This is a genomic window from Rheinheimera riviphila, assembly GCF_004005945.1.
GTDB classification, from domain to species: Bacteria; Pseudomonadota; Gammaproteobacteria; order Enterobacterales; family Alteromonadaceae; genus Pararheinheimera; species Pararheinheimera riviphila.
This window is the reverse complement of the sequence record NZ_SACS01000008.1, coordinates 138,148-162,272: the sequence shown is the minus strand read 5'-3', so window position 1 is coordinate 162,272 and position 24,125 is coordinate 138,148. Positions and strand designations below refer to the sequence as shown.

The following is a 24,125-nucleotide window of genomic DNA, read 5'->3' as shown; positions in this document are numbered from 1 at the left end:
CCCATAAAAAAAACGCCCACCGCAGCGGCACTTTTTCAAGTGACACCAGGGTGAGCGTCTTTGCTCTGCGTATTTCATTGGCTACTAGATAAAACTATCTGCTAAATAAAGCTATCTACTAATTAAAACACAGCAAAAGCGATGCCAATGATTTTTATTCATTGATTCATAGACTTAACAAATTCACCTTTGAAACCGTAATTCACCTCTGCCGCGAAAGAGTGCAACTTGCACCGAAATATCGCAAAACTCAGCTGTTCGTTACCTTACAGCTTAGCGCCCCCTCCAAAAAAAATGGCCGCAACGCCATATCCGCAACGCTTCACAGACCAGATTGCAGCAGTGCCAACAGGCTGGAACAGGAATTGCTCTGCCTTGTGACGAGTCAGGTCTGCGGTTCGCTGATGCAGCAATGCTCCTGTGGTGAAAGATGTGGTGAAAGGTATCTCTAAAAACGTGTTATCCATTCTATTGGTCGATAATCAGGCCGAACGGGCGGCTATGGTCGAACGTGCACTGCAGCAGGGCGGCCATCAGGTGATTTGTCAGCTGGCGAGCACGGTATCGCTCGGTTATCACGTCGAACGCATTCAACCCGATTTAATTATTATCGATATGGACTCGCCGGACCGTGACACGCTGGAACATATGACAGTGGTCAGCCAACATAACCCTAAACCTATTGTATTTTTTGCCAATGATGACCAAAACCCTGATGTTTACCGCCAGGCCATTCAGGCCGGTGTCAGCGCCTATATTGTTGATGGTCTGACTGCCAGCCGGGTGCGGCCGATCGTCGAAGTCGCCATCGCCCGCTTTGAAGAATTCCAGCAACTGCGCCAACAACTGCAGCAGAGCCAACAACAACTGTTAGAGCAGCAACTGATTGATCAGGCAAAACGGCTGCTGATCAAACATCAGAGCTGCAATGAAACACAGGCGTTTAATGCCATGCGTAAAGCGGCGATGGACCGGCAAGTCACCATGGCCGATATCGCCCGCGAGTTGCTGAAAAAATGGGAGCACAAATGAATTTCTCCAGCCAGAACAGCCAGGTTGCTCAACCAAAACAGGGCGGGTTAGAAAAACCCCAGCTAAAACTTGGGTTTATTCAGCTGCTTGATAGCGCGCCGCTGATCATCGCGCTGGAACAAGGCTTGTTTGAAGCCGAAGGTTTGTCGGTGCAACTGCAACGTGAGGTGTCATGGGCAACGCTACGCGACAAAGTGGCTTATGGCCTGCTTGATGGTGCGCAAATGCTGGCACCGATGCCGCTGGCAGCAACCTTGGGTTTAGGTGCGCCAGCTGTAGCGATGACCAGCGCGATGGTGCTGAGTCGTGGTGGCAACGCCATCACCTTGTCGACGCGGTTGTTAACACAACTAGGCATTGACCAACAGACGCCAACCAGTCAGGTACCGGCAGCACTGCACAATTATGTTGCAGCCAACCAACGGCCTTTAACCTTCGCCACCGTTTACCCTTATTCCTGCCATCACTATCAGCTGCATGCCTGGCTGGAGCATTGTGGCATTGCACCTTCGGCCATTCAGGTGATAGGCATCGCACCAGCGATGGCAACGGCGGCACTGCAACAAGGGGTAATTGATGGTTTTTGTGTCGGTGAACCCTGGAATAGCCTTGCAGAAGCTGCTGGCCATGGCCGGATTGTGTTGTCGATGGCGCAACCTTTGACAAATCTTCCTGCACCGGCACTTTTGCCTCAATATGGCCCGGCCGAAAAAGTATTTGGCATCACCACCCAATTTAAGCAGCAACATCCCCATACCTGCGCCGCATTAATACGTGCGTTGCAACAAGCCGCGCACTGGCTGGTTCAACAGCAGTATCAACCCGGACTCAGCCAGCTATTGGCGCAAGCTGAATATCTGGATTTACCAGCCGCATTGTTGGCAACTTTGTTAACACCAGAGCGCCCCAGCCTGTTTAGCACGCAGATCCCAATCCAGTTTTGCACTGAACAAAGCCAATCGCTGGCCGATGCGCGTTGGGTGGCGCGGCAAATGTTGCAACTGGGTCAACTCAGCCAGCCCGTCACAGATCAGCTGTTAGCACAGGTTTACCTGCCCTGATTTGCTTACGCCCACCGAAATCTTTTTATGCCAACCGAAACCGGGCCACCATATCCTGCAATGAACCGGCGAGCCGTGCCAACTCACGGGCGGTCGAAGCCGTTTGCTCAGCACCGGTGCTGGTTTGCACCGACACATCGCTGATCCGGATAATATTCTGGTTAATTTCTTCTGCGACCGTGGTTTGCTCCTCCGCCGCAGAAGCGATCTGGGTGGTTTTATCGTGAATGGTGACAATGCCGTCCAGCACCGCTTCTAATAACTGGCCGGTGGCATTGATATTAGTAGCGCCCTGTTCGGCCTGTACCAGGCTTTGTTGCATCTCGCCCGACGCTTGTTCGGTGCTTTGTTGCAGCGCTTCTATCATCTTGCGGATATCAATGGTGGATTGTTGGGTTCGCTGCGCCAAATGCCGCACTTCATCGGCCACTACCGCAAAACCACGGCCTTGTTCGCCGGCTCTTGCTGCTTCAATCGCTGCATTCAGCGCCAGCAAATTGGTTTGATCAGCAATACCGCGGATCACTTCCAGCACCGAATTAATCGCCTGACTATGGGTTTTGACCTGCAAAATTTTGCTGTTGGTATCCTGCACCTGGGTCGATAATTTGCCTATCAAGACAATGGTTTGCTGTAGTTCTTTTAAGCCTTTTTCCGCATGCCGCTGCACTGAACTGGTTTCGCTGGCCGCTTCGGCGGTGCTGCTGGCCACATCGCGTACCGTCGCACTCATTTCATGCATGGCAGTGGCCGCAAGCTCAGTATCCTGTTGTTGCTGCGCCACCCCGCGGCTGGTTTGCAACGTGACCGCCGACGCTTGTTCGGCCGCTGCTGCCACCTCATGTACTGCCGAATCAATCTGTTGTAACACCTGCTGTAATTCGTCAGCCACCGCATTAATACCGGTTGCAATTAAGCCAAATTCATCACGGCTTTGGTACTGCACTCTGGAGGTTAAATCTCGTGCGGCCAGGCGCCCCATCGCTTGTTCGATGCGGGCCATTGCCTGCTGAATATTACGGATCACCATCCAAGCCATCCAGAACACCACCATCAACAGCAGAAAATTTGCCAGCAGTTCCCAGATCATCGCCTGCAGATCTGCTTGATACAGAGCGCTGGCATCTTGCTGCGTCTGCTGCAACAGTTGATTTTGTAACTGCACTAAAGGGGCGATCCGGGCCGTGGCGAAATCAAACCACTGGGCGCTGTCGGCGCTGAATTTAACATTGACGCCATGTTGAAACAGCAGTTGCTGCATCTGTTTAAATTCACTGGATGCTGACGTTGCTAACACATCTTTAATCATCGCGTGCCGCTCTGCGGCGACTATTTGGTCGGAAGCTGTATCACTCATGTCGTTAGCACTTTGGCGCAACACATTGTCGGCAAAAGCATTAAATGCACCAAGATTGGCACTGACTTTGGCAAATAATTCGGCATCGGCTTGCTGCTGGGTAAACACCAACCCCAGCAATGCACGCTCGCGGCCAGCACGTTCGATCATTTCCATCAGCTGATTAATCACCCCCAGCTGGCGCGCCATCTCACGATGCGCCACTTGTTGTTCTGTCTGATGGCTGACCTGTAATAAGCCCGTGATTAAAGCGGTGTACCGCGCTGCAGAATCCGTGCTTTTAATGCTGAAGTTATCGATATCGCGGCGCAATGCGGTTAAATCAGTGAGCTGTTGCTGCATGGCTGCCAGCTGAGGCAGTTGTTGCGCGTTAAACTGTTGCAGATGTTGATCTGTGTCACGACGTGATGCTGGCACTTTGTCGGCAAAACGTTGGCCTTGGCTACTCAAAAATACGCCACTGCTGCCACGCTCAACCTGCAAACGATTGACTAGCGCCGCCAGTACCAGACTCTGTTGGACATTTTGCTCTACCGCAGCGGCCATTTTCAGTTCAGTGTATTGCGCCCACACCAGCTGACCGACAAACCAGCACAAAAACACTAACGGCAATGTAAGTAATATCAAAAGCTTGCGCTGCATCGGCCAGTTACGGATCATCGTTTGCATCTTACATTCCTTTTGAAAACTGAGTGCCGGCTTGCTACGCCGAAATTGTTGCCAGCGGCTCGTGACCGAGATCGGGCAGTGCAGCATTTTTTACAATCTAGAATTACAACCTAGCAATACAACCTAGGACAGCCCCAACAAAAAGTAAAACCAGTTTTGGTGATAGCTGCGGCTTAAGCCCGCGAACGAATGCAAGTCATTTGCACAACAATTCAGCAGCACTGCCCTGTTCTGGTTCAATTGTGGCCACTGTTACGCAACGAAAACTTTTTAACTATCTGAAAATACTCAGCTTTAATAATTGGCATAACTACTGCAAATCACAGCAATAACGGTCACCCATTTTTTTACCCTCAACTTTCATCCGAACAGGCAAAGACGCCGGGATTGCATCAGCGACAACAAGCTGCTGCAACCGGCGTTTTTTTATGGCCCGGATTTTAGTGGTGGATTTGAGCGAATTAAACTCAACCAATTGAATTTACTTATTTTTATATAAATATCAGCCACAATCAGGAAAGGAATTATTGATGAAATCTTGCTCTCTTTTATTGCTGACGACCCTGCCATACTGTGGCCTTACGCTGGCCGCGGATAAACCAGTGACCACCACGCAAACGGCTGGTGATCAGGCGACAATCAGCCAGGCACTGGCGAAAAGTACGCTACAGGCAAACTTCCGCTACCGGCTGGAAACGGTTGATCAAGATCCAGTCGTCAATGGTACACCGCTAAAAAATGCGCTGGCGTCGACTTTGCGCAGCCGCCTCACCTTAACCACCGGCAGCTGGTTAAATACCAAAGCATTATTGGAGCTTGATAACGTCAGTAGCCTGGGCGGTGAAACCTACAACAGCACCGTCAATGGCAACAGTAGTTACGCCGTGGTGCCTGATCCAACCGCCACCGATCTGAATCAGGCCGCTCTACTGATCAGTCCCTTTGCCAGCAGCCAGCTGACCATCGGCCGGCAGCGGGTGAATTTGCAGAATCAGCGTTTTATCGGCAGTGTCGGCTGGCGTCAGAATGAACAAACCTTTGATGGGGTGCGGCTGCAACAAAAGCTCTTTACCACCGCCGATGGTGGCAGTTTTAGTGCAGATCTGGCTAGCTTGCACAATGCCAACCGGATCTTTGGTCCTGATGCTTGTTGTAACGCAAGTGCTGCCGCCGATTTACATGGCCGGTTTCAGCTCGCCACTGTGCAGTGGCAACTAAACCCGGCCAACACCACGGCAATCTTTAGATATGATTTGGATTTTGATACCTTATCTGCCCGTGACAGTGTGACGCAGGGGCTGGATTACAGTGGTCAATTGGCAGTCTTCCAACCACTAAAATGGCAAATTGCGCTGGCAAGACAACAAGATGCGCATCAGGCACCAATGCAGTACCAACATCATTATCACCGGCTGGATTTGAGTTATAGCTGGCAACACTTCACCCTGAAACTAGCGCAAGAACGACTGGCCGGTGATGGTAACAGCGCTTTTCAAACGCCTTTTGCCACTTTGCACGCCTTCCAGGGGTTCGCCGATTTATTTCTAACCACGCCAAATAGCGGTGTGCGCGATCATGCACTGGAGCTGATGTTCCCACTGCAAGGCGTCAAACTCGCGACCAGCTTTCATCGCTACGATAGTGATAGCAGCTCATTCAAACTCGGCTCTGAAATTAATCTAACCGCAGCTTACGATATTCAGCCGCAGCTGAATTTACTGCTGAAACTGGCGCAGTATCAGGCAGATAGCTTTGGCGCAGATACCCGAAAAGTCTGGTTGATGGCAAGTTACAGTCTGTAAGGCAACAGGAGGAACCGATGGCAGCACAAAATTCCGCAGCGCTGGCGCGTATTGGTATTGTCACGATAAGCGATCGGGCATCGGCAGGGGTTTATCAGGACATCTCCGGCCAGGCGATTATCGATACACTAAACCAGTATTTGAGCAGCCCCTGGCAAGCCGAATACCGCTTGATCCCGGACGAACAAGCGCTGATTGAACAAACCTTGCGTGAACTTGCCGATGACATGGGTTGCTGCCTGATTGTCACCACCGGCGGCACTGGCCCAGCCAAACGGGATGTCACGCCGGAAGCGACCGAAGCAGTGTGCGATCGGATGATGCCCGGCTTTGGCGAATTGATGCGTCAACAATCGCTAAAATTTGTGCCAACGGCCATTATATCGCGGCAAACCGCCGGTTTACGTGGCAGTTGCTTAATCATCAACCTGCCGGGCAAACCTTCGGCCATCCGCCAATGTTTGGATGCGGTGTTTCCGGCGGTGCCTTATTGTATCGATTTGATGGACGGTCCATTTTTAGAAACCAATCCGGCGGTGATCAGCGTATTCCGGCCCAAGCCAAGCTAAGCGAAACTGAGCTGGACCTGAGTGTTTAGCTCAGCTAGCGCTGCTGCTTGCACTTGCACTTGCACTTGCACTTGCACTGCAACAAGCACAATCGGGCTGCCGTGATAGCGAAAAAGTTTGCCATTCGCTGTGCAGCCCATCGAGCAGCAACAATTTGCCAGCTAATGCCGTGCCGCAACCCGTCAAAATTTTAATCGCTTCCAACGCTTGCATCGCACCAACCACGCCAACCACCGGCGACAAAATGCCAGCTTCCAGGCAGCTGAGTTGTGGTTCGCCAAAAACGCCAACCAAACATTGATAACACGCAGATTTTCCGTCCATTAAAAAACTGCTGATCTGCCCTTCCATCCTAATGGCAGCAGCCGAAACCAAAGGCACCTGCAGCCGGTAGCATTGACGATTGATCAGCAGCCTTGTCGCCAGGTTATCGCTGCAATCGAGCACCAGATCATGTTGTGCCACCCACTGCTGCAACAACAGTTCATCGGCAAATTCGCTGATGGCGACAATATTAATCTCTGAATTTAACTGACGTAGTGCAGCCGCAGCCACCGTTGCTTTTCGCTGGCCAACATCCGTTTCCCGAAACAAAATCTGGCGTTGTAAGTTACTGCGGTCAATTGAGTCACCATCCACCAACGTCAGGGTGCCAACGCCGGAACTTGCCAGGTACGGCAACGCGGCACAGCCAAGGCCACCAACCCCAATCACCAGTACTTTTGCGGCGCTCAACTTTTCCTGTCCTTGCAGCTCAAACGACGGCAGCATGATTTGCCGGCTGTAACGCAGGGCTTGCTGTAACGTCAACTCCATGGGCTGCACATCAGACAACTTCATATAACCACCTGAATTTTAAAACGATAAATACATATTAAAGCCGCAAGGACTGCGTAAAACAGCCTAATTCCGGCAACATGTTGCGCCGCTAATTTAGCACGTGATGAAAAAAAATACCGCTTACTAATTGACCTTTCTGCGATGACGCAATACTTTATGAAAGCGCTTTCTGAAACCGCTTACATGAGCAAGCGCAACATATTATAAAAAACTCAACGACAGGGTAGCAACAATGAAAACAACGATGCGAAACGCCATGCTTTGTGCAGGCATCGCCACCGTGAGCTTACAAGGCTGCGGCGGTGGTTCTGAAACCCATTCCGACTTTACCAAAGTGGATGTCAGCAAACCGGTATCCGACTGGGTGATGGTTTGGAATGATGAATTCGATGCTGCTGAAATCGACAGCCGTAAATGGAACTTCGAAGTTAACTGTACCGGTGGTGGTAACAACGAAAAGCAGTGTTATACCAGCGATAAGAAAAACGCTTTTATCAGCGGCGGCATGCTGAATATTGTGGCGTTACCAGCTGCGGCCGGTGCCGACAAACCATACACCTCATCTCGTTTAACCACCCAGAAAAAAGCTGATTTTAAATACGGCCGTTTTGAAATGAAGGCCAAACTCCCTTCAGGTCAAGGCAGCTGGCCGGCATTCTGGATGATGCCCACTGACTCGTTTTATGGCAGTTGGCCCAAATCCGGTGAAATTGACATCATGGAAGCGGTTAATTTAAAAGTTCCAAACGCGACCGGCGTCCTCGAAGCCAATGTCCACGGCACCCTGCACTACGGTCGCGAGTGGCCGAATAACCTCAGCAGCGGCAAAGGCTACGCCTTGCCTGAAGGCAAAAACCCGGCCGATGATTTTCACACTTACGCCATTGAATGGCAGGAAGGTGAAATTCGCTGGTATGTGGATGGTTATTTGTTTGCAACCCAGCGTCAGTCTGAAGTGCGTTATAACGCCAAAAATCAGGCTGTTGGCCTGAAACACCGTGGCTGGTACACCGAATATTTTAACCAGGGCACCGGCGAAAAAGAACTGCACTGGGATAAAGCGCCTTTTGATCAAAAATTCTTTATGATTTTAAACGTCGCTGTCGGCGGTAACTGGCCGGAAAACGTCAATAAAGGTGGCATCGACGCCGCAGCTTTTGCCAAAGGCCAAAGCTTAATTGTTGATTATGTTCGTGTTTATGAATGTAAAGTCAATCCTACCACCGGTAAAGGTTGTGAAACGGTTCGTCCTGGTTATGACAAACTGACTGACGGCCTGGTTGAAGGTAAAGCGCCAATTCCAGCGCCTCCATCCACTGGTATTCCACAAAACCTGACCATTTTTGATGGTACACCAAACCCAAACTGGCCAGCCTGGGATTGCTGCGGCGGTTCCAACCCGGCATTAGTCGCCGATGCGGCGCGCGGTAACGTCTACGAATTTCTGGTCGGCGCTGCGCCAACGGTGAATGGTTTTGTCACCCGTACTGCCTTTATTAAAGATCCGGCAGGCGTAGCAACCCCGTTTGACGCTTCGCCAATGGCAGCAACCGGCAACGTAACTTTTGATATGCAGCTGATTTCTGCGCCAAATAACGCAGCAGCAGCCTGGAAATTTAAAGTGGAAAGCTCTGAAGGCTCAACCGCCGCCGAGCTTGATTTAACCGTTGGTGGCCCCGCTCCTGCAGTCGGTAAATGGCAGAGTTATTCCTTTCCATTAAGCACGCTGGCAGCCGCTGGTCTAGATTTAGCCGCCATTGACGTGGTGATGATTTTCCCAGCCTGGGGCAGCGGTGAAGGTGCGGTCTATCGGATTGATAACCTGAAAATTGGTCAGGCGCCAGTCGCCAAGCCACAGCTGGTGTTGTTTAAAGACGGTAAAAACCTCGACTGGCCAATGTGGGACTGTTGTGGCGGTTCGACCCCAACCGAACAAGTTGATGACGCCGAACATGGTGCTGTCGCCGAATTCAGCATTGGTGCCACCCCAACTGTGATGGGTTTTATCACCCGCGCCGCCAACGGTGGCAGCGATAAACCATTTGACGCAACCGCCATTCTGGACGGCGGTGTGGTGCAATTCCAAATGAAATTGGTGAGCGCGCCAAGTACACCAAACGCGGCCTGGAAATTTAAAGTTGAAGCTGATGGTGGTTCCAGCGCGGTCGAGCTTGATTTCACCGCGAGCTTAGAAGCCAAGGCGCCGGAAACCGGCAAATGGCAAACCTACACCTATAAACTGGCTGATTTAGCCGCAGCGGGTTTGGATGTCAGCGCCATTGACGTGGTGATGATTTTCCCGGCCTGGGGCAGCGGCAATGGCGCGGTATATCGGGTTGATAACGCTCGCATCTACCACCCGTCCAGCGATATTCCGGTAGTCGATGGCCTGCTGTTGTTTGCCGATAAAGCCGCTGATGACTGGTCCATCTGGGATTGTTGTGGTGGCAGTACACCAACCCTTGAGCAAGATGACACAGCGCATGGCGCCACCGCCCAATACATCATTGGTGCTGCGCCAACGGTGATGGGTATTCAGGCCGCTGCGGATGTGTCGTTTGACGCCAGTGCGCTGCTGCAAAACGGTGTGGTGCGTTTTGAAATGAAAGTTGTTTCAGCGCCCTCAACTGCCGGTGCCGCCTGGAAATTCAAAATTGAATCTGATAATGCCAGCTCTGCGGTAGAACTTGATCTATCCGCCAGCCTTGAAGGCAAATCGCCAACCACCGGCCAATGGCAGACTTACACTTTCCCGTTAAAAACCTTGTTTGACGCCGGCCTCGATATCAGCGCCATTGATGTGTTGATGGTCTTCCCGGCCTGGGGTTCTGGTAATGGCGCGGTGTACCGGCTGGATAACGTGGTGATTGCCAACCCATAAACCGGTAATAGCGCCCGCTTGTTTCGTCCAACAGCAGCGGGAACTCAAAGAAACGGTCAGCAACAAGGCCAGTTGAGTTCCCGGATAACGACAACAAAATTGCATAGACAGGTTCGACATGAAAAAAATGAACAGCTCGAAAAACCGCCTGGCGGTCAGTATCTCAATGATTTTAGCCGCGGGGATAATCCCGGCCGCTTTTGCCCAACAAACCGAAGCGACGCAGACCGAAAACAATGCTGCAGAAAAAATCGAAGTCATCGAAATCAAAGGTATTCGCGGTAGTTTAATCCGTTCAATGGATTTAAAACGTCAAGCCAGTGGTGTGGTCGATGCCATTTCTGCTGAAGAAATGGGTAAATTTCCGGACACTAATTTGGCCGAATCATTGCAGCGGATCACCGGGGTATCGGTTAGCCGCTCGAACGGCGAAGGTAGCCAAATTACCGTGCGTGGTTTTGGGCCAGACTTTAACTTAGTGACCTTAAACGGCCGGCAAATGCCAGGCACTGGTTTTAGCCGCTCTTACAATCTGGAAAACTTATCGTCAGAAGGCGTCAGCGCCTTGGAAGTTTTTAAAACCGCCCGCGCCGAAAACCCAAGTGGTGGCCTTGGTGCCACGGTGAATATCGTCACTACCAAGCCGCTGAACCAACCGGGTGAACGTTATTCGGTCAGCGCTAAAGCTATAGCCGATAGCTCCAACGAAACCGGCGATGACGTAACGCCGGAACTGGCGGCTGTCTACAGCAATACCTTTGTCGACGACAAACTAGGTGTGGCACTTTCGTTGTCACATCAGGAACGTGATTTCCAGAAACAATCGGCCAATATTCAGGGCTGGCAAGCCAATGTCGCCCTGCCGGTGCTCGCGGCGGATAAAGTGGTTGATGCCCGGCCAACTGATGCGCAAGGCAAAAAGACCGGCAACTATTATTTCCCAAAAGACATGAATTACAGCATCGAAAACCTGGAGCGTGAACGTAGCAACGGTCAGTTGACGCTGCAATATCGGCCGATAGACAGCCTCACCATCACCGCCGATTACACCGCTTCGCGCGCTATTACCGGCGGTGAAAGTATCGGCTGGGGTATTTGGAATGAGTTCGGCGGCAATATCAATGCTTATGAACTGGATGAACGCGGCACCGCGTTATACGCCGATATCAGCGGTAACGACGGTTCCTTTACCGCCAACAAAGGCACCACCCAGGTTGATGCCGAGTCGATTGGTTTAAATCTGGACTGGCAACTGAATGACGACTGGAGTTTTGGGCTGGATTATCACAATTCGACCAACGACATCGACAATGGCGCCGACAAAGGCAGCCGTAACTCAGGCCAGGTCATTTTAGGCTCTGACAAACTGCTCACCAAAATCTACGACTTCCGCACCGGCGACATTCCACATGCGATGGTGCTGTGGGCCAACGGCACCGATGAACTGACTCCCGCTGAAATTGACTCGAACTTCAGCCAGTTCACCCACTCGCCGGGCGAGTCGGAAATTGAACAGCTGCAACTCGATGGCAGCTGGAACAATTCAGTGTTTAAAATTCCACTGGTGAATATTAAATTTGGTCTGGCGATGACCGATCAAACCATGGGCGGATATTCCGGCTGGAGCGGCTTACGCGGTGGTCCTGGTTTTAATCCAAGCTTTACCTTTATTTTCCCGGACAGCATGTTTACGCGTCACAGCACGTCAGACTTCCTGACTGAGTTTAACGGTGGCGGCAGCGCGCTGCGTCCGCATTATTACTACACCTACGACTTTGATGAAGCGGTCGCGCGGCAGATGGCCTACTTAACCGCTAGCGTAATGGGTGCCGATGTTTATGTGCCGGATGCGTATATTGACGGCATTGACAGCAGTGCCTCGGTGCGTGAAAAAACCAACAGCGTCTACGCGCAATCACAATGGGAATTTCAGGTTGGTCGTTTTCCGGCACAGCTGAACGCTGGTATCCGCTACGAAGAAACTGACGTGCCAAGCCGGGTGCGGCAAAAAGTCGAGACGCAGGTCAATTGGGAAAGTCCATCGGAGTGGATCACCCAATACCTGCCAGGCGCTGACACTTTCCTTGAACAAACCGGCAAAAACGATGTGTTGTTGCCAATGCTGGACTTCAAAGTAGAGCTGACGGACGATCTGGTCAGCCGCTTTTCCTGGGGTAAAACCATCACCCGCGCCCCGCTTGGCTTACTGGCCGGTGGCCGTGGTTTAAGCGGTAGCCCAAAACCGGGTTCGCGCACTGGCAGTCAGGGCAACACCGATCTGCTGCCATTTGAATCGACCAACCTCGATTTGACCTTCGAATATTACTACGCCGAAGGCAGTTATGCTGCTTTGGGTTATTTCAAAAAGGATGTGGATAATTTTATTCAAACCACCATCACTGAAACCACCATCGAAGGTCTGCATGACATTCTGAATGGCCCACGTTACTTAAAAGCAGTGGCAGATATTACCGCCCGTGGTGAACAAGCCACCAGCACCGCAATTTTTGCGCAAATGCTGGCCAATGGTAACGGCAACGCCGATGGCAAAATTGAGCCAACGTCGCAAGATCCGTTGATGGTGTGGAATATCAGCCAGCCACAAAACACCGACAGCAAAACCGTGGATGGTTTTGAATTTGCGGTGCAACACTTGTTTGGCGATAGCGGTTTTGGTTTAGGTGTCAACGCTACGATGGTGCAAGGTGACGTTGAATTTGATACCGAAAGTTTGCTGCAACAAGCGCCGTTAACTGGTTTAAGTGATTCCGCAAACTTCCAGGCTTTTTATGAGCGTGATGGCTGGTCGGCGAAAATCGCTTACGCCTGGCGCGATTCATACCTGCTGGGTGTCGGTCAGTCACAAGGCTCATCGGACGCGCCGCCCCAGTTCGCCAAAACTTATGGCCAGTGGGATGTCAGTGTCAACTATGCCTGGAACGAGCAGCTGACGGTGTTTATTGAAGGGGTCAACCTGAACAACGAAACCGAACAGGGTTATGGTCGTTACGAAGAACAGTTCCTATTTGCCCGCCAATATGGCCCGCGTTATACCATTGGCATGCGGTATAGCTTTCAGTAGTTAAGCAGCAATGCTTGGAGCTGAAGCAGGATTCCCGCTGCTTCAGCTTTTTTTATGCCGCTGTTAACCCGCGGCTTTTTCAGCCAATAGTCGCGTAAGGCGGATAGGCCACCTGCGACCACAAAGTCTTGGACAAATCTGCAAGACTGCCCTGGTGTTGCCACCTCCCCGCCATCACCCAATCCACCAATGCCGTAGCGACACATGGAAACACCACCGGTTGCGCCGGAGAAGCCATCAGCCAAGGCCGAATTTCAGCAAGTTCCAGCTTGTGTAACCGGGTAGCTAAACCCAGTCTCACCAGCGTATTGGCATTACTTTGTTGCTCAAATTGCCCGGCCAAAGGTTTTACCAGTAACTTTTTGCCCAAGGTTAAAGCTTCTGAAGGTAACTCAAAACCGGCATTGCTGATCACGGCGTTGCAATGATGTAAATCCTGCATAAAAGATTGATGGCAAAGCGGTTTTAACTGAATATTCCCAAGCTGGGCAGACTCGCGTAGCACTGGGTGATAACAGACAAACTGCTGCGGCGCTAACTGTTGCAACAGCGCGGTAATTTGCGGTAAATCTTCAAACGGCAGATAAACCAGCACTTGCTGAGGTGTGGCGGGGTCAGAAAGTTGTGGTTGTAGATGCACCACCGGCGGCAATAACGGTTGGTCAAAGTGATGCCAATGCAGACCTATATGCTGATCACAAGGCGCAAAGTGGCGTACCAGTAACCGGTCCAGGACTCCGCGTTCTGCTGCCGGGATCGGGTATCGAAAACTATTCTGGTGGCTAATCCCAATACAAGGCACTTGTTGCTGGCGCGCCGCCCAGGCTGACACCGGTTCAAAGTCATTGATCACCAGATCGTAACCGGTTAGATCGAGCTCGCGAATTTCCCGCAAAAACTGCAGTGGCCGTGCTTGCCATGCGGTTTGGAATGGGTCAATTTTGCCATGATGACTGATAAAGGTCAGGCCACGCCGTGTTTGGTAATCACCAAAAGCCTCCATTGAAAAATAACTTTCTGGTTCGCGACCGGAAAACAAAAAATCGACCTTGGCCCCTACTTTAGCAAAAGCCAGCGCCATCGCTCTGGAGCGGGCAATATGACCGTTACCGGTGCCTTGTACCCCATACAAAATTTTCAAATTGCGACTCCTGTCATGCCAACTTTTTAAATCAATGACATCGCCACTTTGGCACAGGCAATGCCCAGCACCGCACCAAGCAGCACATCGGTGATAAAATGCACACCCAGTAAAATTCTCGACAACCCAATCAGGCCGGCCCAGCACAACGCCAGCAGATAAAACGGTGGATAAAACTGGCCGATTAAGGTCGCCATCATAAATGCGGCCGTGGTGTGGCCGGACGGTAAACTGTATTTATCTGAAGGGGTGAAGGTGAGTGTTATCAGCTGGCTCAGTTCGTGCGGGCGGCGTCTTTTAAAACAGTTTTTCGCCAGCCAATACAACGGCAATTCAATCGCAAACGCCAGCAAACCGCTTTTGCTAAACTGGGCATCGGTCGCGTCTGGATTGGCGGCATGACCAAACCACCAAGCCAGCGCCAACAATAATGCGTACAAATGTCCATCGCCGGTGCGCGAAATACAGCGGCTGATTTTCGCCACCGGCTGGTTAAATTTGTGCTGTAAACACAACAGTGAAAATGCTAAGTCCAGACGTGCTAATTGTTGGAAGTTCATAAGTCCCCCTTCATCGTTGGCTTTATACGCCGGCTTGGCTGCCGTTGCTGCTCAAACCATAAGGCACCAATATGACAAAGGCGTGAAATTGAATGTCTTGCGAAAAGACGGGGCAGCGACGTCATCAAAACTTCAAACGTCAGTCATCCATTGGTCACGCAACAGCGCAACACTTGGCTAACTCACCCAAGTCAGGATGCCTGTTTATGCAGAAAAATATGCAAAACTTTCGCGCGGTGTTTATTTCAGATGTGCATCTGGGATCCAAAGATTGTCAGGCCGGTTATCTGCTGAGCTTTTTGCAGCAATGTCAGAGCCCGAAAATTTATCTGCTGGGTGATATCGTCGATTTCTGGGCGATGAAAAAGCAAGTGCATTGGGGCGAGCCCGCCAATCAGCTGTTAAAACTGCTGCTGGAAAAAGCTGAACAAGGCGTCGAAGTGATTTATGTGCCAGGCAACCATGACGAAGCTTTTCGCCATTATGCCGGAAAAAATTTCGGGCATATTCAGGTACAACTACGCGCCAGCCACACCACTTTACTCGGTAAAAAACTGCTGCTGGTGCATGGCGACGAATTTGATAAAGACGTCAATTTCGGCGCGATGCACGCCTGGCTTGGCGATACGTTGTACGACTTTTTACTCTTCCTCAACCGCTGGTACAACCGCGCCCGCCGTATCACCGGTGGCCATTATTTCAGCCTTGCCGGTTACATCAAAAGCAAAGTCCCAGGCGCACAACAAGCCATCGGCCGTTATCGCGATGCAGTCGTCGCCAAAGCCAAACGCGCCGGTTTTGATGGCGTGGTCTGTGGCCATATTCACCACCCGGAGATCCGGCTACAAGACGGCATCATCTACTGCAACGACGGCGATTGGATAGACAACTGCACTGCATTAACTGAGCAAATGGACGGCACTTTAGCGCTGTATCAATGGACCGAACAAGCTGCACAAATCGCCAGTTTAAGCTTGCAGAGCGTGCCTGAGCAGCCAAAGGCGGCGTGAATAGTTTTTTACTTTGAAATCATGCCCTTGGTAGGGCGTACTCACCGCGTCAGCGGTAGTACGCCGCATGGTGTCACTCACAGCGTCAGCGGCTGTACGCCGCATGGTGTCACTCACCGCGTCAGCGGCTGTACGCCGCATGGTGTCACTCACAGCGTCAGCGGCTGTACGCCGCATGGTGTCACTCACAGCGTCAGCGGCTGTACGCCGCATGGTGTCACTCACAGCGTCAGCGGTAGTACGCCGTATGGTGTCACTCACCGCGTCAGCGGCAGTACGCGGTAGGTGTCACTCACCGCGTCAATATACGCACGGTAAAATAAAACTTTGTAGTTCTGCGGCGGACTACCTTCGGTGAGTCCGCCCTACTTTTCATATAAATCAGATGCTTGCGGATGTAACCGTTCACCTGCACCGCGTGTCGCACGAGACGACAATGTTATATTGAATATTAATAACCTGCGGCGGACTACCTTCGGTGAGTCCGCCCTACTTTTCATATAAATCAGATGCTTGCGTAGGGCGTACTCACCGCGACAGCGGTAGTACGCCGGATGGTGTAGCTCACAGCGACAGCGGTAGTACGCCGGATGGTGTAGCTCACAGCAACAGCGGTAGTACGCCCATTTTTCTGGAACGCAATCGCCATTTGATGCCCATCATCCCCCACCAAAAAGCTTTACTTTTTCCCCCAGCTGCCTTTTAATTGCCTGTCTATTTATCCAGTATTCATAACCTAAGCCCTATAAACTATGATCGATAACCCATGATCCTCTATATCGCCGAAAAACCCAGTTTAGGCCGCGCCATTGCTGCAGTGCTACCGCAACCACAGCGCAAAGGGGATGGTTGTATTTACCTGGCCAATGGCGATGTGGTCAGTTGGTGTATTGGGCATTTATTGGAACAGGCGGAACCAGAAAGTTATGACCCAGCCTTTAAACGCTGGCAGTTGCAGCATTTACCTATAGTTCCGGCGACCTGGAAACTACAGGCGCGCGCCAGCAGCAAGGCGCAGCTGGGCATTTTGAAAAAACTGATTCAACAAGCCGATCAGCTGGTGCATGCCGGCGATCCAGACCGCGAAGGCCAATTATTGGTCGACGAAGTGATCCATTGGTGTGGCGTGAAAGGCGCGAAACTCGCGGCAACACAACGTCTATTGATCAGTGACTTAAACCCATCTGCCGTCAGTCGTGCTTTGTCGCAGCTCAAATCCAATCAGGACTTTGTACCCTTGTCCACCTCAGCGCTGGCCCGCAGCCGCGCCGATTGGCTTTATGGGCTGAATATGACCCGCGCTTATACACTGCAAGGCCAAAAAGCCGGTTACCAGGGTGTGTTGTCGGTCGGTCGGGTGCAAACACCTTTATTGGGGTTGGTAGCGCGGCGTGATTTAACCATTCAGAACTTTGTCAGCAAGCCGTTTTATCAGGTGCTCGCGCATTTATTGCTAAGCGAAAGCGCCGATCCCGCCAGCAGTTTTAGCGCCAAATGGCAACCAAGTGCCGCTTGTGAGCCTTATCAGGATGAAGAAGGCCGGGTGCTGAACCAGGCACTTGCCACCAAAGTTGCCCATACCATCACCGGGCAGAGTGCTGAAGTGGTGAAACTGGAGCAAAAAAACAAACAACAATTTGCGCCTTTGCCCTACAACCTATCAAGTTTGCAGATTGATGCCGCCAAAAGGTATGGCATGTCGGCGCAGCAAGTGCTTGATATTGCGCAGCAACTGTATGAGCGGCATCAGCTGATCACCTATCCACGCTCCGACAGCCGCCATTTACCAAAAGAGCAATTACAGGCGGTACCGACAGTGAGCAAAGCGGTCGCGATGCACAATGAAGAACTAGCAGCCATGGTGGCTGGCGCCGATTTAAGCCGAAAAAGCAAAGCTTGGGACGACAGTCAGGTGCAGGCACACCATGCGATTATTCCCACCGAAAAAGCGTTGGCCGCCAATCGACTCAGCCTTGGCGAACAACAGATTTACCAGTTGATTGCCAGGCAATATCTGTTGCAGTTTTATCCACCTTATTGCTATGCCGAAACGCTGTTGGAAGTGCGGATCAGCGGCGGTTTGTTTCGCACCATCGCCAAAACTGAACAAAGCAAAGGCTGGAAACAATGGCTGGGTACGCGGCCAAAAAACAATCTAAACGCCGATCAAGACGACGATACAGCGGCATTGTTACCGCCACTAACGCTGGGCCAACAGCTGTTTTGTCAGCGCGGTGAAGTGCTGGAAAAACACACCCAGCCGCCAGAACATTTTACCGACGCGACATTATTGGCGGCAATGACCGGCATCAGCCGTTATGTTGACGATCCAGAAATCAAAAAAATCCTGCGCGATACCGACGGTCTAGGTACTGAAGCGACCCGCGCCGGAATTATTGAACTGCTGTTTAAACGCGGCTTTTTGCGCCGGGACGGCAAACATATTCTGGCCACCGCCACTGGCCATAGTTTAATCGCCGCCCTGCCCGATATCGCCACCAAACCCGATATGACGGCGCAGTGGGAAGCGATGCTCAATCAAATCAGCCAGCGCCAGCAAAGTTATCAGCTGTTTATGCAGCCGCTAACCGCAAACTTGCAGCAGCTGATTGTCAATGCCCAGCAAAGTCTGCCCAGTGGTTTAGCCCAGCACAATGCGCCTTTTCGCAAAACACCGCCTGGTCGTAAACGCACGACGAGTGGTAAACATGAAGCGCAGCAGCGTGCTCCGGCGAAGAAATACCGAAGTGCCAGTCCCAATAAAAAAGCCATCGACAAGACACAGTACTAAAGCACTATTGCGCTGCTGCGGTGTGCAGCGCAGTGTAGGCTTTATGTTGCGATCGTTACCATGTGCAGGTTGTTTTCCCTCATCAGGGCGGAGTTTTTATGGATCATCTTTCTTCCGGCGTAGCAGCCGCTTTATACGCCGTCACCCTGAGTGTGACACCGGCAGCATCGGCGACTGATCTGCCAAAGCTAAAACTAGCACCTGAGATCACTGTGTCCGGCTTATCATCCGGTGGTTATATGGCGGCACAGTTTCATCTGGCATATTCCAGCCAAGTACAAGGCGCCGCCATTATCGCTGCAGGTCCGGTGTATTGCGCCGCCAATAGCCTGACGGTTGCCTTTGCACATTGTCTGAATAAAGCCGATAGCAAACCTGATTTAGTCGGCGCAACTCGCTACCTGCAGGCGCAACAACAAGCCGGTGCCATTGATGATGTAAATAACCTGAAAGACGATAAAGTGTGGCTGTTTCACGGCACTAAAGACGCCACAGTCGCGGCTGTGGTCAGTGATGCGTTAACAGCGCAATATCAGACGTTGCTGGATGCCGGTAATATTAAGTACATCAACGATCAAAATGTCGCCCACCATTTCCCGACCGATGGTAACAAAGGCAGCGATTGTCTGGTGTCAGAAGCACCGTTTTTAGGCAATTGTCAATATGATGCAGCTGGTTTGCTGCTGGGTTATTTATTACCCCCGTTGAAACCCAAGGCAGCCAGCGCCAGCGGCGAATTACTGCAGATTAATCAACATCATCTTGCCGCAGTCGCGAAAGGCCAACTGGCAGAAACCGGTTATCTCTACGTACCCAAAAGCTGTAGTGAAGGCCAACAATGCCGGTTACATGTAAGTTTTCACGGCTGTAAACAATATGCCGGCGCTGTCGGTGACGCTTATGCCCGGGGTACGGGTTTAAACGAATATGCTGACACCAATCAGCTGGTAGTGCTTTATCCACAAACCGATAAAAGCGCGATGGCGCCGTTTAATCCAAATGGTTGTTGGGATTGGTGGGGTTATAGCGGTGAACATTACGCGACCAAACAAGGGCCACAAATGGCGGCAGTCAAACAATTAATTGATGCCTTGTCGCGTTAATTCAATTCGCGTTAAAAAGCAAAAAGGGGCTAAGCTAATTGTTTATTTATCAAGCAATTAGCTCCCCCCCTTTTTTATTAGGTTAGCCTGGGAACAGCTTGGCCATATTGGTTAAGGTGTCACCGGTTACCCGGTTGATCCGCCAATCGTGCAACATCACGGCACCAAGCGACTGATAAAAATCGATTGCCGGTTGATTCCAGTCCAGCACCGACCATTCCAAACGGCCACAATCCCGTTCAACCGCCAGCTTGGCTAAAAAGGTGATAAGCGCTTTGCCAATGCCTTTACCACGGAGGTTTGGATCCACAAACAAGTCTTCCAGATACATGCCTGGTTTGGCCAAAAAGGTCGAATAGTTGTGGAAAAACAACGCAAAACCGGCCGCCTGTCCCTGATAATCGGCCATGACCACTTCGGCAAATGGCTTGTCGCCAAATAACGTCGCCCGCAGCTTTTCTTCATTCGCAACCACTTGATCAGATAGCTTTTCATACTCAGCCAACGCCTGAATAAACTGCAAAATTTGTGGCACATCGTTGGCGGTGGCTAAACGTAAACTCAGCCCTTCAATCGTCGTTTCAATCATAAATTTGCTTCTATCTCAAAAATTAAATGCAACTAAGTTACGAGCGCTCAACAATACCTGCGGCACTGACCCCACCGGTTAATTCAACTGCTTTTAATCTGGCCGCCAGTTCCACCGCTGCTTTATAGCGTGGACTTTGCGCTAACATCGCATCAGTGATGTGGGTTTTATGCTTTAACCGGCCTAAACGCTCACTACTATGTTGCCATTGCGTCTGTGGCAGTGTATCCAGCACTTCAATAGCACCGGCACGGTCGTTACAGACCAGCACCATATCGCAACCAGCGCTAAACGCAGCTTCGGCGCGCTGCTGATAAGAACCGGCCTGATGCGCACCTTTCATACCTAAATCGTCAGAGAAAATTACCCCATCAAATTGCATTTCGCCACGCAATACTGTTTGTAACCAATAACTTGAAAAACCAGCAGCTTTATCGCAAAAAGCCGGATACACCACATGCGCCGGCATCACTGCGTCCAGCGCTTTCAGCTGCTGTAATTGGCGAAATACCGTTAAATCTAACTGCTCGATGTCGGCTTTGCTGCGCCTATCCACCGGCAACACCAAATGTGAATCTTCTTTCACGCTGCCGTGACCTGGAAAATGTTTACCGGTAGTTTTCATACCTGCTTCATGCATGCCCTTGGCAAACGCATTGACCAGTGCGACGACTTTGGCAGGATCACTGTGAAAGGCCCGGTTACGGATCACATCACAAGCGCCCCAAATGTCAGCCACCGGTGCAAACGAAATATCGATGTTCTGCGCCAACACTTCCACCGCCATCAACCAGGCCATTTCAGTGGCGAAACTTTCTGCGGTGGGTAAATGTTGCTGCGCGCCTGGCCAAATCTGCCCCATCGCCGGAATTAAAGTAAATTCAGGCCGAAAGCGTTGTACCCGCCCGCCTTCGTGGTCAACCGCTAGTAATAACGGTTGTTTACTGGCCGCCCGGGTTTGCCGGACCAGCTCTTTGAGCTGCGCTTTATCGTGATAATTGCGGGTGAAATAAATCACCCCGCCGACGGCTGGATGCGCTAATAATTCTTTTTCTTCTGCAGTAATTTCTGGACCTGCCAGGTCCAGCATAACGGAGCCGATCATGGAATTGGATTCTCTTGTGATTAAATTAAACGACTGCAACTTCAGGAAAAGGTGGAATAGCCGCAGATCAGTGAATGCTAATAAGACCTTTACTTTACCGCATGCGCTGCCACAAAAAAACCGGAATCTGGTAAAAGCTCTGAAAACAACAAAACCAGCCGTAGCTGGTTTTGTATAATACAAAGCGAATGTGAAAAGTATTGCGATTAACCCTTCAGCGCCATCCCTTCCAGTTCACCTGGTTTAAAACTATCCACACTAATCGCATCAAAGCGCAGTGCATTCATTTCATCCAACTGTTTGGCTTCACTGTCGGTTAACACCTGCAATTCCAGCGCTTTGGCGATGGTTTGCTGCAGTGGTAACTTGCGGGCAATTTTGCCTTCTTTTTGCGCAGCAAAGATTTTCTTCATCAGCGGCTGTGCATTATGCACCGCTGCAAAAGCCTGCTCCATTAAGCCTGTTGGGTCGTCTTTGCCTTCGCCGATATAACATAAATGCGTTAAACGGTCGCGGATCACGCTTGGTTTTAACAGGGCGTCAGAAATTTGCATCGACACATCATCATCCGGCATCTGGTAACCAATACCAAACGGGAATACCAAAGTTTTCAGCAGACCAGCGACAAAACGGTTCGGGAAGTTGCTGAAGAAACCGGCAAAAGCACGACCAATTTCATACAAGTTGCGTTGCACGCTGTAATGCACGAACGGTAAATCTGCCACCTGACGACCGTTATCTTCATAAAACTTCAGCACTGCAGAGGCGATATACAAGTGACTTAACACATCACCCAACCGCGCCGACAACATCTCTTTGCGTTTTAAATCACCGCCTAGCATCAGCATCGAAAAATCCGCGCTTAAGGCTAAGGCTTTACTCATCCGGCTCAGTTGCTTGTAGTACTTAGCCGTTTCACCGCCAACTGGCGAGCCATTAAAGGCGCCTACAGTTAACCCCTGGAACAAGGCACCGAAGGTATTCCCCAACGCAAAACCAACGTGTTTTAACAGCAACTCATCAAACTGTTTTAAACCAGCTTCGGCATCAGGATTGGCTGCCGCTTCTAATTCTTTTAATACATATGGATGACAACGGGTTGCACCCTGGCCAAAGATCATCAGGTTGCGGGTTAAAATATTGGCACCTTCCACTGTAATGGAAATCGGCACGCCCATATAACCATGCGCCAGATAGTTTTTCGGACCACATTGAATAGCGCGACCGGCGTGAATATCAAACGAATCATTGAGTAAAGTGCGCGACATCTCGGTCATATGATATTTCGCAATTGCAGTGACCACGGACGGGCTGAGTTTTAAGTCAATCGCGCCAGCAGTCATCACCCGCATCGCTTCCAGGCTATAGGTTAAACCACCGATGCGGCCCAACGATTCCTGCACCCCTTCAAATTTACCAATCGACATACCGAATTGCTGACGCACATAAGCATAAGCGCCGGTCATCCGCGTGGCTAAATGGCCGGTTGCCGTGCCAAGCGCTGGCAGCGAAATACCACGGCCTGCCGATAAACATTCCACCAGCATCCGCCAGCCACGACCAGCAAACGATGGGCCACCGATGATCCAATCCAGCGGAATAAACACGTCTTCACCGTAAGTCGTCCCGTTCATAAACGCCATATTCATTGGGAAATGACGGTCACCAATCTGCACGCCAGGATGTGACGTTGGAATAAGCGCACAAGTGATCCCAAGCTCTTCTTTGTCGCCCATCAATTTATCCGGATCCGACAGCTTAAATGCCAGACCTAACACAGTGGCGACCGGTGCCAGCGTGATATAACGCTTGTCCCAATTCAGGCGAATGCCCAGCACTTCGTTGCCTTCGAATTGGCCTTTACACACCACACCAGTATCCGGAATACCACCGGCATCAGAACCCGCTTCCGGGCCAGTTAACGCAAAACACGGTACTTCAGTACCGGCCGCCAGACCTGGTAACCAACGGTCTTTTTGCTCTTGGGTACCGTAATGCATTAACAATTCGCCCGGGCCTAACGAGTTTGGCACCATCACGGTAACGGCTGCAGTTAAGCTGCGGGTGGCAATGCGGGACACAATGGTCGAGTTGGCGATAGCAGAAAATTCACGACCACCAAATGATTTTGGAATGATCATCGCGAAAAAGCCGTTGCCTTTGATGTAATCCCAGACTGGCTGCGGTAAGTCGCGGGTTTCATTAACGATTTTATAATCGTCGAGCATTTTTAACAGCGTTTCGACTTCGTTGTCTAAAAATGCCTGCTCTTCAGCGGATAATTGCGGTTTTGGAATGGCATGTAATTTTGCCCAATCCGGCTTACCTTTGAATAAATCGCCATCCCACCACACATCGCCTGCTTCCATTGCTTCACGCTCAGTGTCTGACAGTGGCGGCAGAATTTTCTTAAAGATGCCAAAAATCGGTTTGGTGACCAGATTGCGCCGGATATCCGGTACAGCCAGGATGACCACCACAGCGATGACCAGTAAAAATAAAATAAACATAAGGTTGGTCCTTTTTCAGAGGT

At 51.0% G+C, this 24,125-nt stretch carries 17 protein-coding genes; 10 read left to right on the top strand and 7 right to left on the bottom strand.

Going from position 1 to position 24,125, the window contains the following annotated elements; translation table 11 throughout:
* Positions 1-420: 420 nt before the first annotated feature.
* Positions 421-1,032 carry an ANTAR domain-containing response regulator gene (locus EOE67_RS09535; RefSeq protein ID WP_206099540.1) on the top strand — a complete coding sequence of 204 codons (612 nt, stop codon included), beginning with the start codon at positions 421-423 and terminating at the stop codon, positions 1,030-1,032.
* Positions 1,029-2,093 (top strand): CmpA/NrtA family ABC transporter substrate-binding protein, encoded by a 1,065-nt coding sequence (locus EOE67_RS09530; RefSeq protein WP_164852271.1) that lies wholly within the window; start codon positions 1,029-1,031, stop codon positions 2,091-2,093. The genes EOE67_RS09535 and EOE67_RS09530 overlap by 4 nt, the downstream gene beginning before the upstream one ends.
* A 25-nt stretch (positions 2,094-2,118) precedes the next feature.
* Here EOE67_RS09530 and EOE67_RS09525 read toward each other — a convergent pair whose 3' ends face one another.
* A complete protein-coding gene (locus tag EOE67_RS09525; protein WP_127698855.1) occupies positions 2,119-4,119 on the bottom strand; it encodes a methyl-accepting chemotaxis protein in 2,001 nt (666 codons plus the stop codon).
* Positions 4,120-4,649: 530 nt separating this feature from the next.
* Here EOE67_RS09525 and EOE67_RS09520 point away from each other — a divergent pair.
* Together EOE67_RS09520 and mog are read left to right on the top strand one after the other, a co-directional pair.
* Entirely contained in the window at positions 4,650-5,921 is a 1,272-nt protein-coding gene (locus EOE67_RS09520; RefSeq protein ID WP_127698854.1) for an alginate export family protein, read from the top strand.
* Positions 5,922-5,938: 17 nt separating this feature from the next.
* Positions 5,939-6,490, top strand: coding sequence for a molybdopterin adenylyltransferase (mog, locus tag EOE67_RS09515; protein ID WP_127698853.1), 552 nt, complete (start codon positions 5,939-5,941; stop codon positions 6,488-6,490).
* 30 nt (positions 6,491-6,520) lie between these two features.
* On the opposite strand, the gene EOE67_RS09510 is transcribed toward mog, so the two are convergent.
* On the bottom strand, positions 6,521-7,330 hold the full coding sequence (locus EOE67_RS09510; RefSeq protein ID WP_164852270.1) for a HesA/MoeB/ThiF family protein: 810 nt from the start codon (positions 7,328-7,330) through the stop codon (positions 6,521-6,523).
* A gap of 232 nt (positions 7,331-7,562) precedes the next feature.
* On the opposite strand from EOE67_RS09510, the gene EOE67_RS09505 reads away from it, so the two are divergent.
* Together EOE67_RS09505 and EOE67_RS09500 are read left to right on the top strand one after the other, a co-directional pair.
* Entirely contained in the window at positions 7,563-10,211 is a 2,649-nt protein-coding gene (locus EOE67_RS09505; RefSeq protein ID WP_127698852.1) for a glycoside hydrolase family 16 protein, read from the top strand.
* A gap of 118 nt (positions 10,212-10,329) precedes the next feature.
* Positions 10,330-13,293 (top strand): TonB-dependent receptor, encoded by a 2,964-nt coding sequence (locus EOE67_RS09500; RefSeq protein ID WP_127698851.1) that lies wholly within the window; start codon positions 10,330-10,332, stop codon positions 13,291-13,293.
* A gap of 79 nt (positions 13,294-13,372) precedes the next feature.
* Here EOE67_RS09500 and EOE67_RS09495 read toward each other — a convergent pair whose 3' ends face one another.
* A complete protein-coding gene (locus tag EOE67_RS09495; RefSeq protein WP_127698850.1) occupies positions 13,373-14,434 on the bottom strand; it encodes an MJ1255/VC2487 family glycosyltransferase in 1,062 nt (353 codons plus the stop codon).
* Between the two features lie 26 nt (positions 14,435-14,460).
* Entirely contained in the window at positions 14,461-14,994 is a 534-nt protein-coding gene (locus tag EOE67_RS09490) for a phosphatase PAP2 family protein (RefSeq protein WP_127698849.1), read from the bottom strand.
* 206 nt (positions 14,995-15,200) lie between these two features.
* Between EOE67_RS09490 and EOE67_RS09485 the strand changes: the two genes are divergently transcribed.
* From EOE67_RS09485 to EOE67_RS09470, 4 genes are all read left to right on the top strand, one after another.
* A complete protein-coding gene (locus EOE67_RS09485) occupies positions 15,201-16,004 on the top strand; it encodes a UDP-2,3-diacylglucosamine diphosphatase (RefSeq protein ID WP_240652771.1) in 804 nt (267 codons plus the stop codon).
* A gap of 21 nt (positions 16,005-16,025) precedes the next feature.
* Positions 16,026-16,289 carry a hypothetical protein gene (locus EOE67_RS09480; protein ID WP_127698848.1) on the top strand — a complete coding sequence of 88 codons (264 nt, stop codon included), beginning with the start codon at positions 16,026-16,028 and terminating at the stop codon, positions 16,287-16,289.
* Between the two features lie 481 nt (positions 16,290-16,770).
* Positions 16,771-18,795, top strand: coding sequence for a DNA topoisomerase III (locus EOE67_RS09475; RefSeq protein WP_127698847.1), 2,025 nt, complete (start codon positions 16,771-16,773; stop codon positions 18,793-18,795).
* Between the two features lie 98 nt (positions 18,796-18,893).
* The gene (locus tag EOE67_RS09470; protein WP_127698846.1) at positions 18,894-19,898 is read left to right on the top strand and encodes an extracellular catalytic domain type 2 short-chain-length polyhydroxyalkanoate depolymerase; all 1,005 of its coding nucleotides are present in this window, start codon (positions 18,894-18,896) and stop codon (positions 19,896-19,898) included.
* Between the two features lie 82 nt (positions 19,899-19,980).
* On the opposite strand, the gene EOE67_RS09465 is transcribed toward EOE67_RS09470, so the two are convergent.
* The 3 genes from EOE67_RS09465 to EOE67_RS09455 all read right to left on the bottom strand — a co-directional run bounded on the left by EOE67_RS09465 (position 19,981) and on the right by EOE67_RS09455 (position 24,102).
* The gene (locus EOE67_RS09465; RefSeq protein WP_127698845.1) at positions 19,981-20,487 is read right to left on the bottom strand and encodes a GNAT family N-acetyltransferase; all 507 of its coding nucleotides are present in this window, start codon (positions 20,485-20,487) and stop codon (positions 19,981-19,983) included.
* 37 nt (positions 20,488-20,524) lie between these two features.
* Positions 20,525-21,592 carry a beta-N-acetylhexosaminidase gene (gene nagZ, locus EOE67_RS09460; RefSeq protein ID WP_240652770.1) on the bottom strand — a complete coding sequence of 356 codons (1,068 nt, stop codon included), beginning with the start codon at positions 21,590-21,592 and terminating at the stop codon, positions 20,525-20,527.
* Between the two features lie 206 nt (positions 21,593-21,798).
* Complete coding sequence (locus tag EOE67_RS09455) at positions 21,799-24,102, bottom strand: acyl-CoA dehydrogenase (RefSeq protein WP_127698844.1); 2,304 nt, start codon at positions 24,100-24,102, stop codon at positions 21,799-21,801.
* Between the last annotated feature and the right edge of the window lie 23 nt (positions 24,103-24,125).

Coding starts and splice junctions, on each gene's coding strand:
- EOE67_RS09455 (WP_127698844.1), bottom strand. CDS start 24,102: ATGTTTATTTTATTTTTACTGGTCATCGCTGTGGTGGTCATCCTGGCT.
- EOE67_RS09480 (WP_127698848.1), top strand. CDS start 16,026: ATGCCCTTGGTAGGGCGTACTCACCGCGTCAGCGGTAGTACGCCGCAT.
- mog (WP_127698853.1), top strand. CDS start 5,939: ATGGCAGCACAAAATTCCGCAGCGCTGGCGCGTATTGGTATTGTCACG.
- EOE67_RS09475 (WP_127698847.1), top strand. CDS start 16,771: ATGATCCTCTATATCGCCGAAAAACCCAGTTTAGGCCGCGCCATTGCT.
- EOE67_RS09530 (WP_164852271.1), top strand. CDS start 1,029: ATGAATTTCTCCAGCCAGAACAGCCAGGTTGCTCAACCAAAACAGGGC.
- EOE67_RS09520 (WP_127698854.1), top strand. CDS start 4,650: ATGAAATCTTGCTCTCTTTTATTGCTGACGACCCTGCCATACTGTGGC.
- nagZ (WP_240652770.1), bottom strand. CDS start 21,592: ATGATCGGCTCCGTTATGCTGGACCTGGCAGGTCCAGAAATTACTGCA.
- EOE67_RS09485 (WP_240652771.1), top strand. CDS start 15,201: ATGCAGAAAAATATGCAAAACTTTCGCGCGGTGTTTATTTCAGATGTG.
- EOE67_RS09465 (WP_127698845.1), bottom strand. CDS start 20,487: ATGATTGAAACGACGATTGAAGGGCTGAGTTTACGTTTAGCCACCGCC.
- EOE67_RS09470 (WP_127698846.1), top strand. CDS start 18,894: ATGGATCATCTTTCTTCCGGCGTAGCAGCCGCTTTATACGCCGTCACC.
- EOE67_RS09525 (WP_127698855.1), bottom strand. CDS start 4,119: ATGCAAACGATGATCCGTAACTGGCCGATGCAGCGCAAGCTTTTGATA.
- EOE67_RS09490 (WP_127698849.1), bottom strand. CDS start 14,994: ATGAACTTCCAACAATTAGCACGTCTGGACTTAGCATTTTCACTGTTG.
- EOE67_RS09500 (WP_127698851.1), top strand. CDS start 10,330: ATGAAAAAAATGAACAGCTCGAAAAACCGCCTGGCGGTCAGTATCTCA.
- EOE67_RS09510 (WP_164852270.1), bottom strand. CDS start 7,330: ATGAAGTTGTCTGATGTGCAGCCCATGGAGTTGACGTTACAGCAAGCC.
- EOE67_RS09505 (WP_127698852.1), top strand. CDS start 7,563: ATGAAAACAACGATGCGAAACGCCATGCTTTGTGCAGGCATCGCCACC.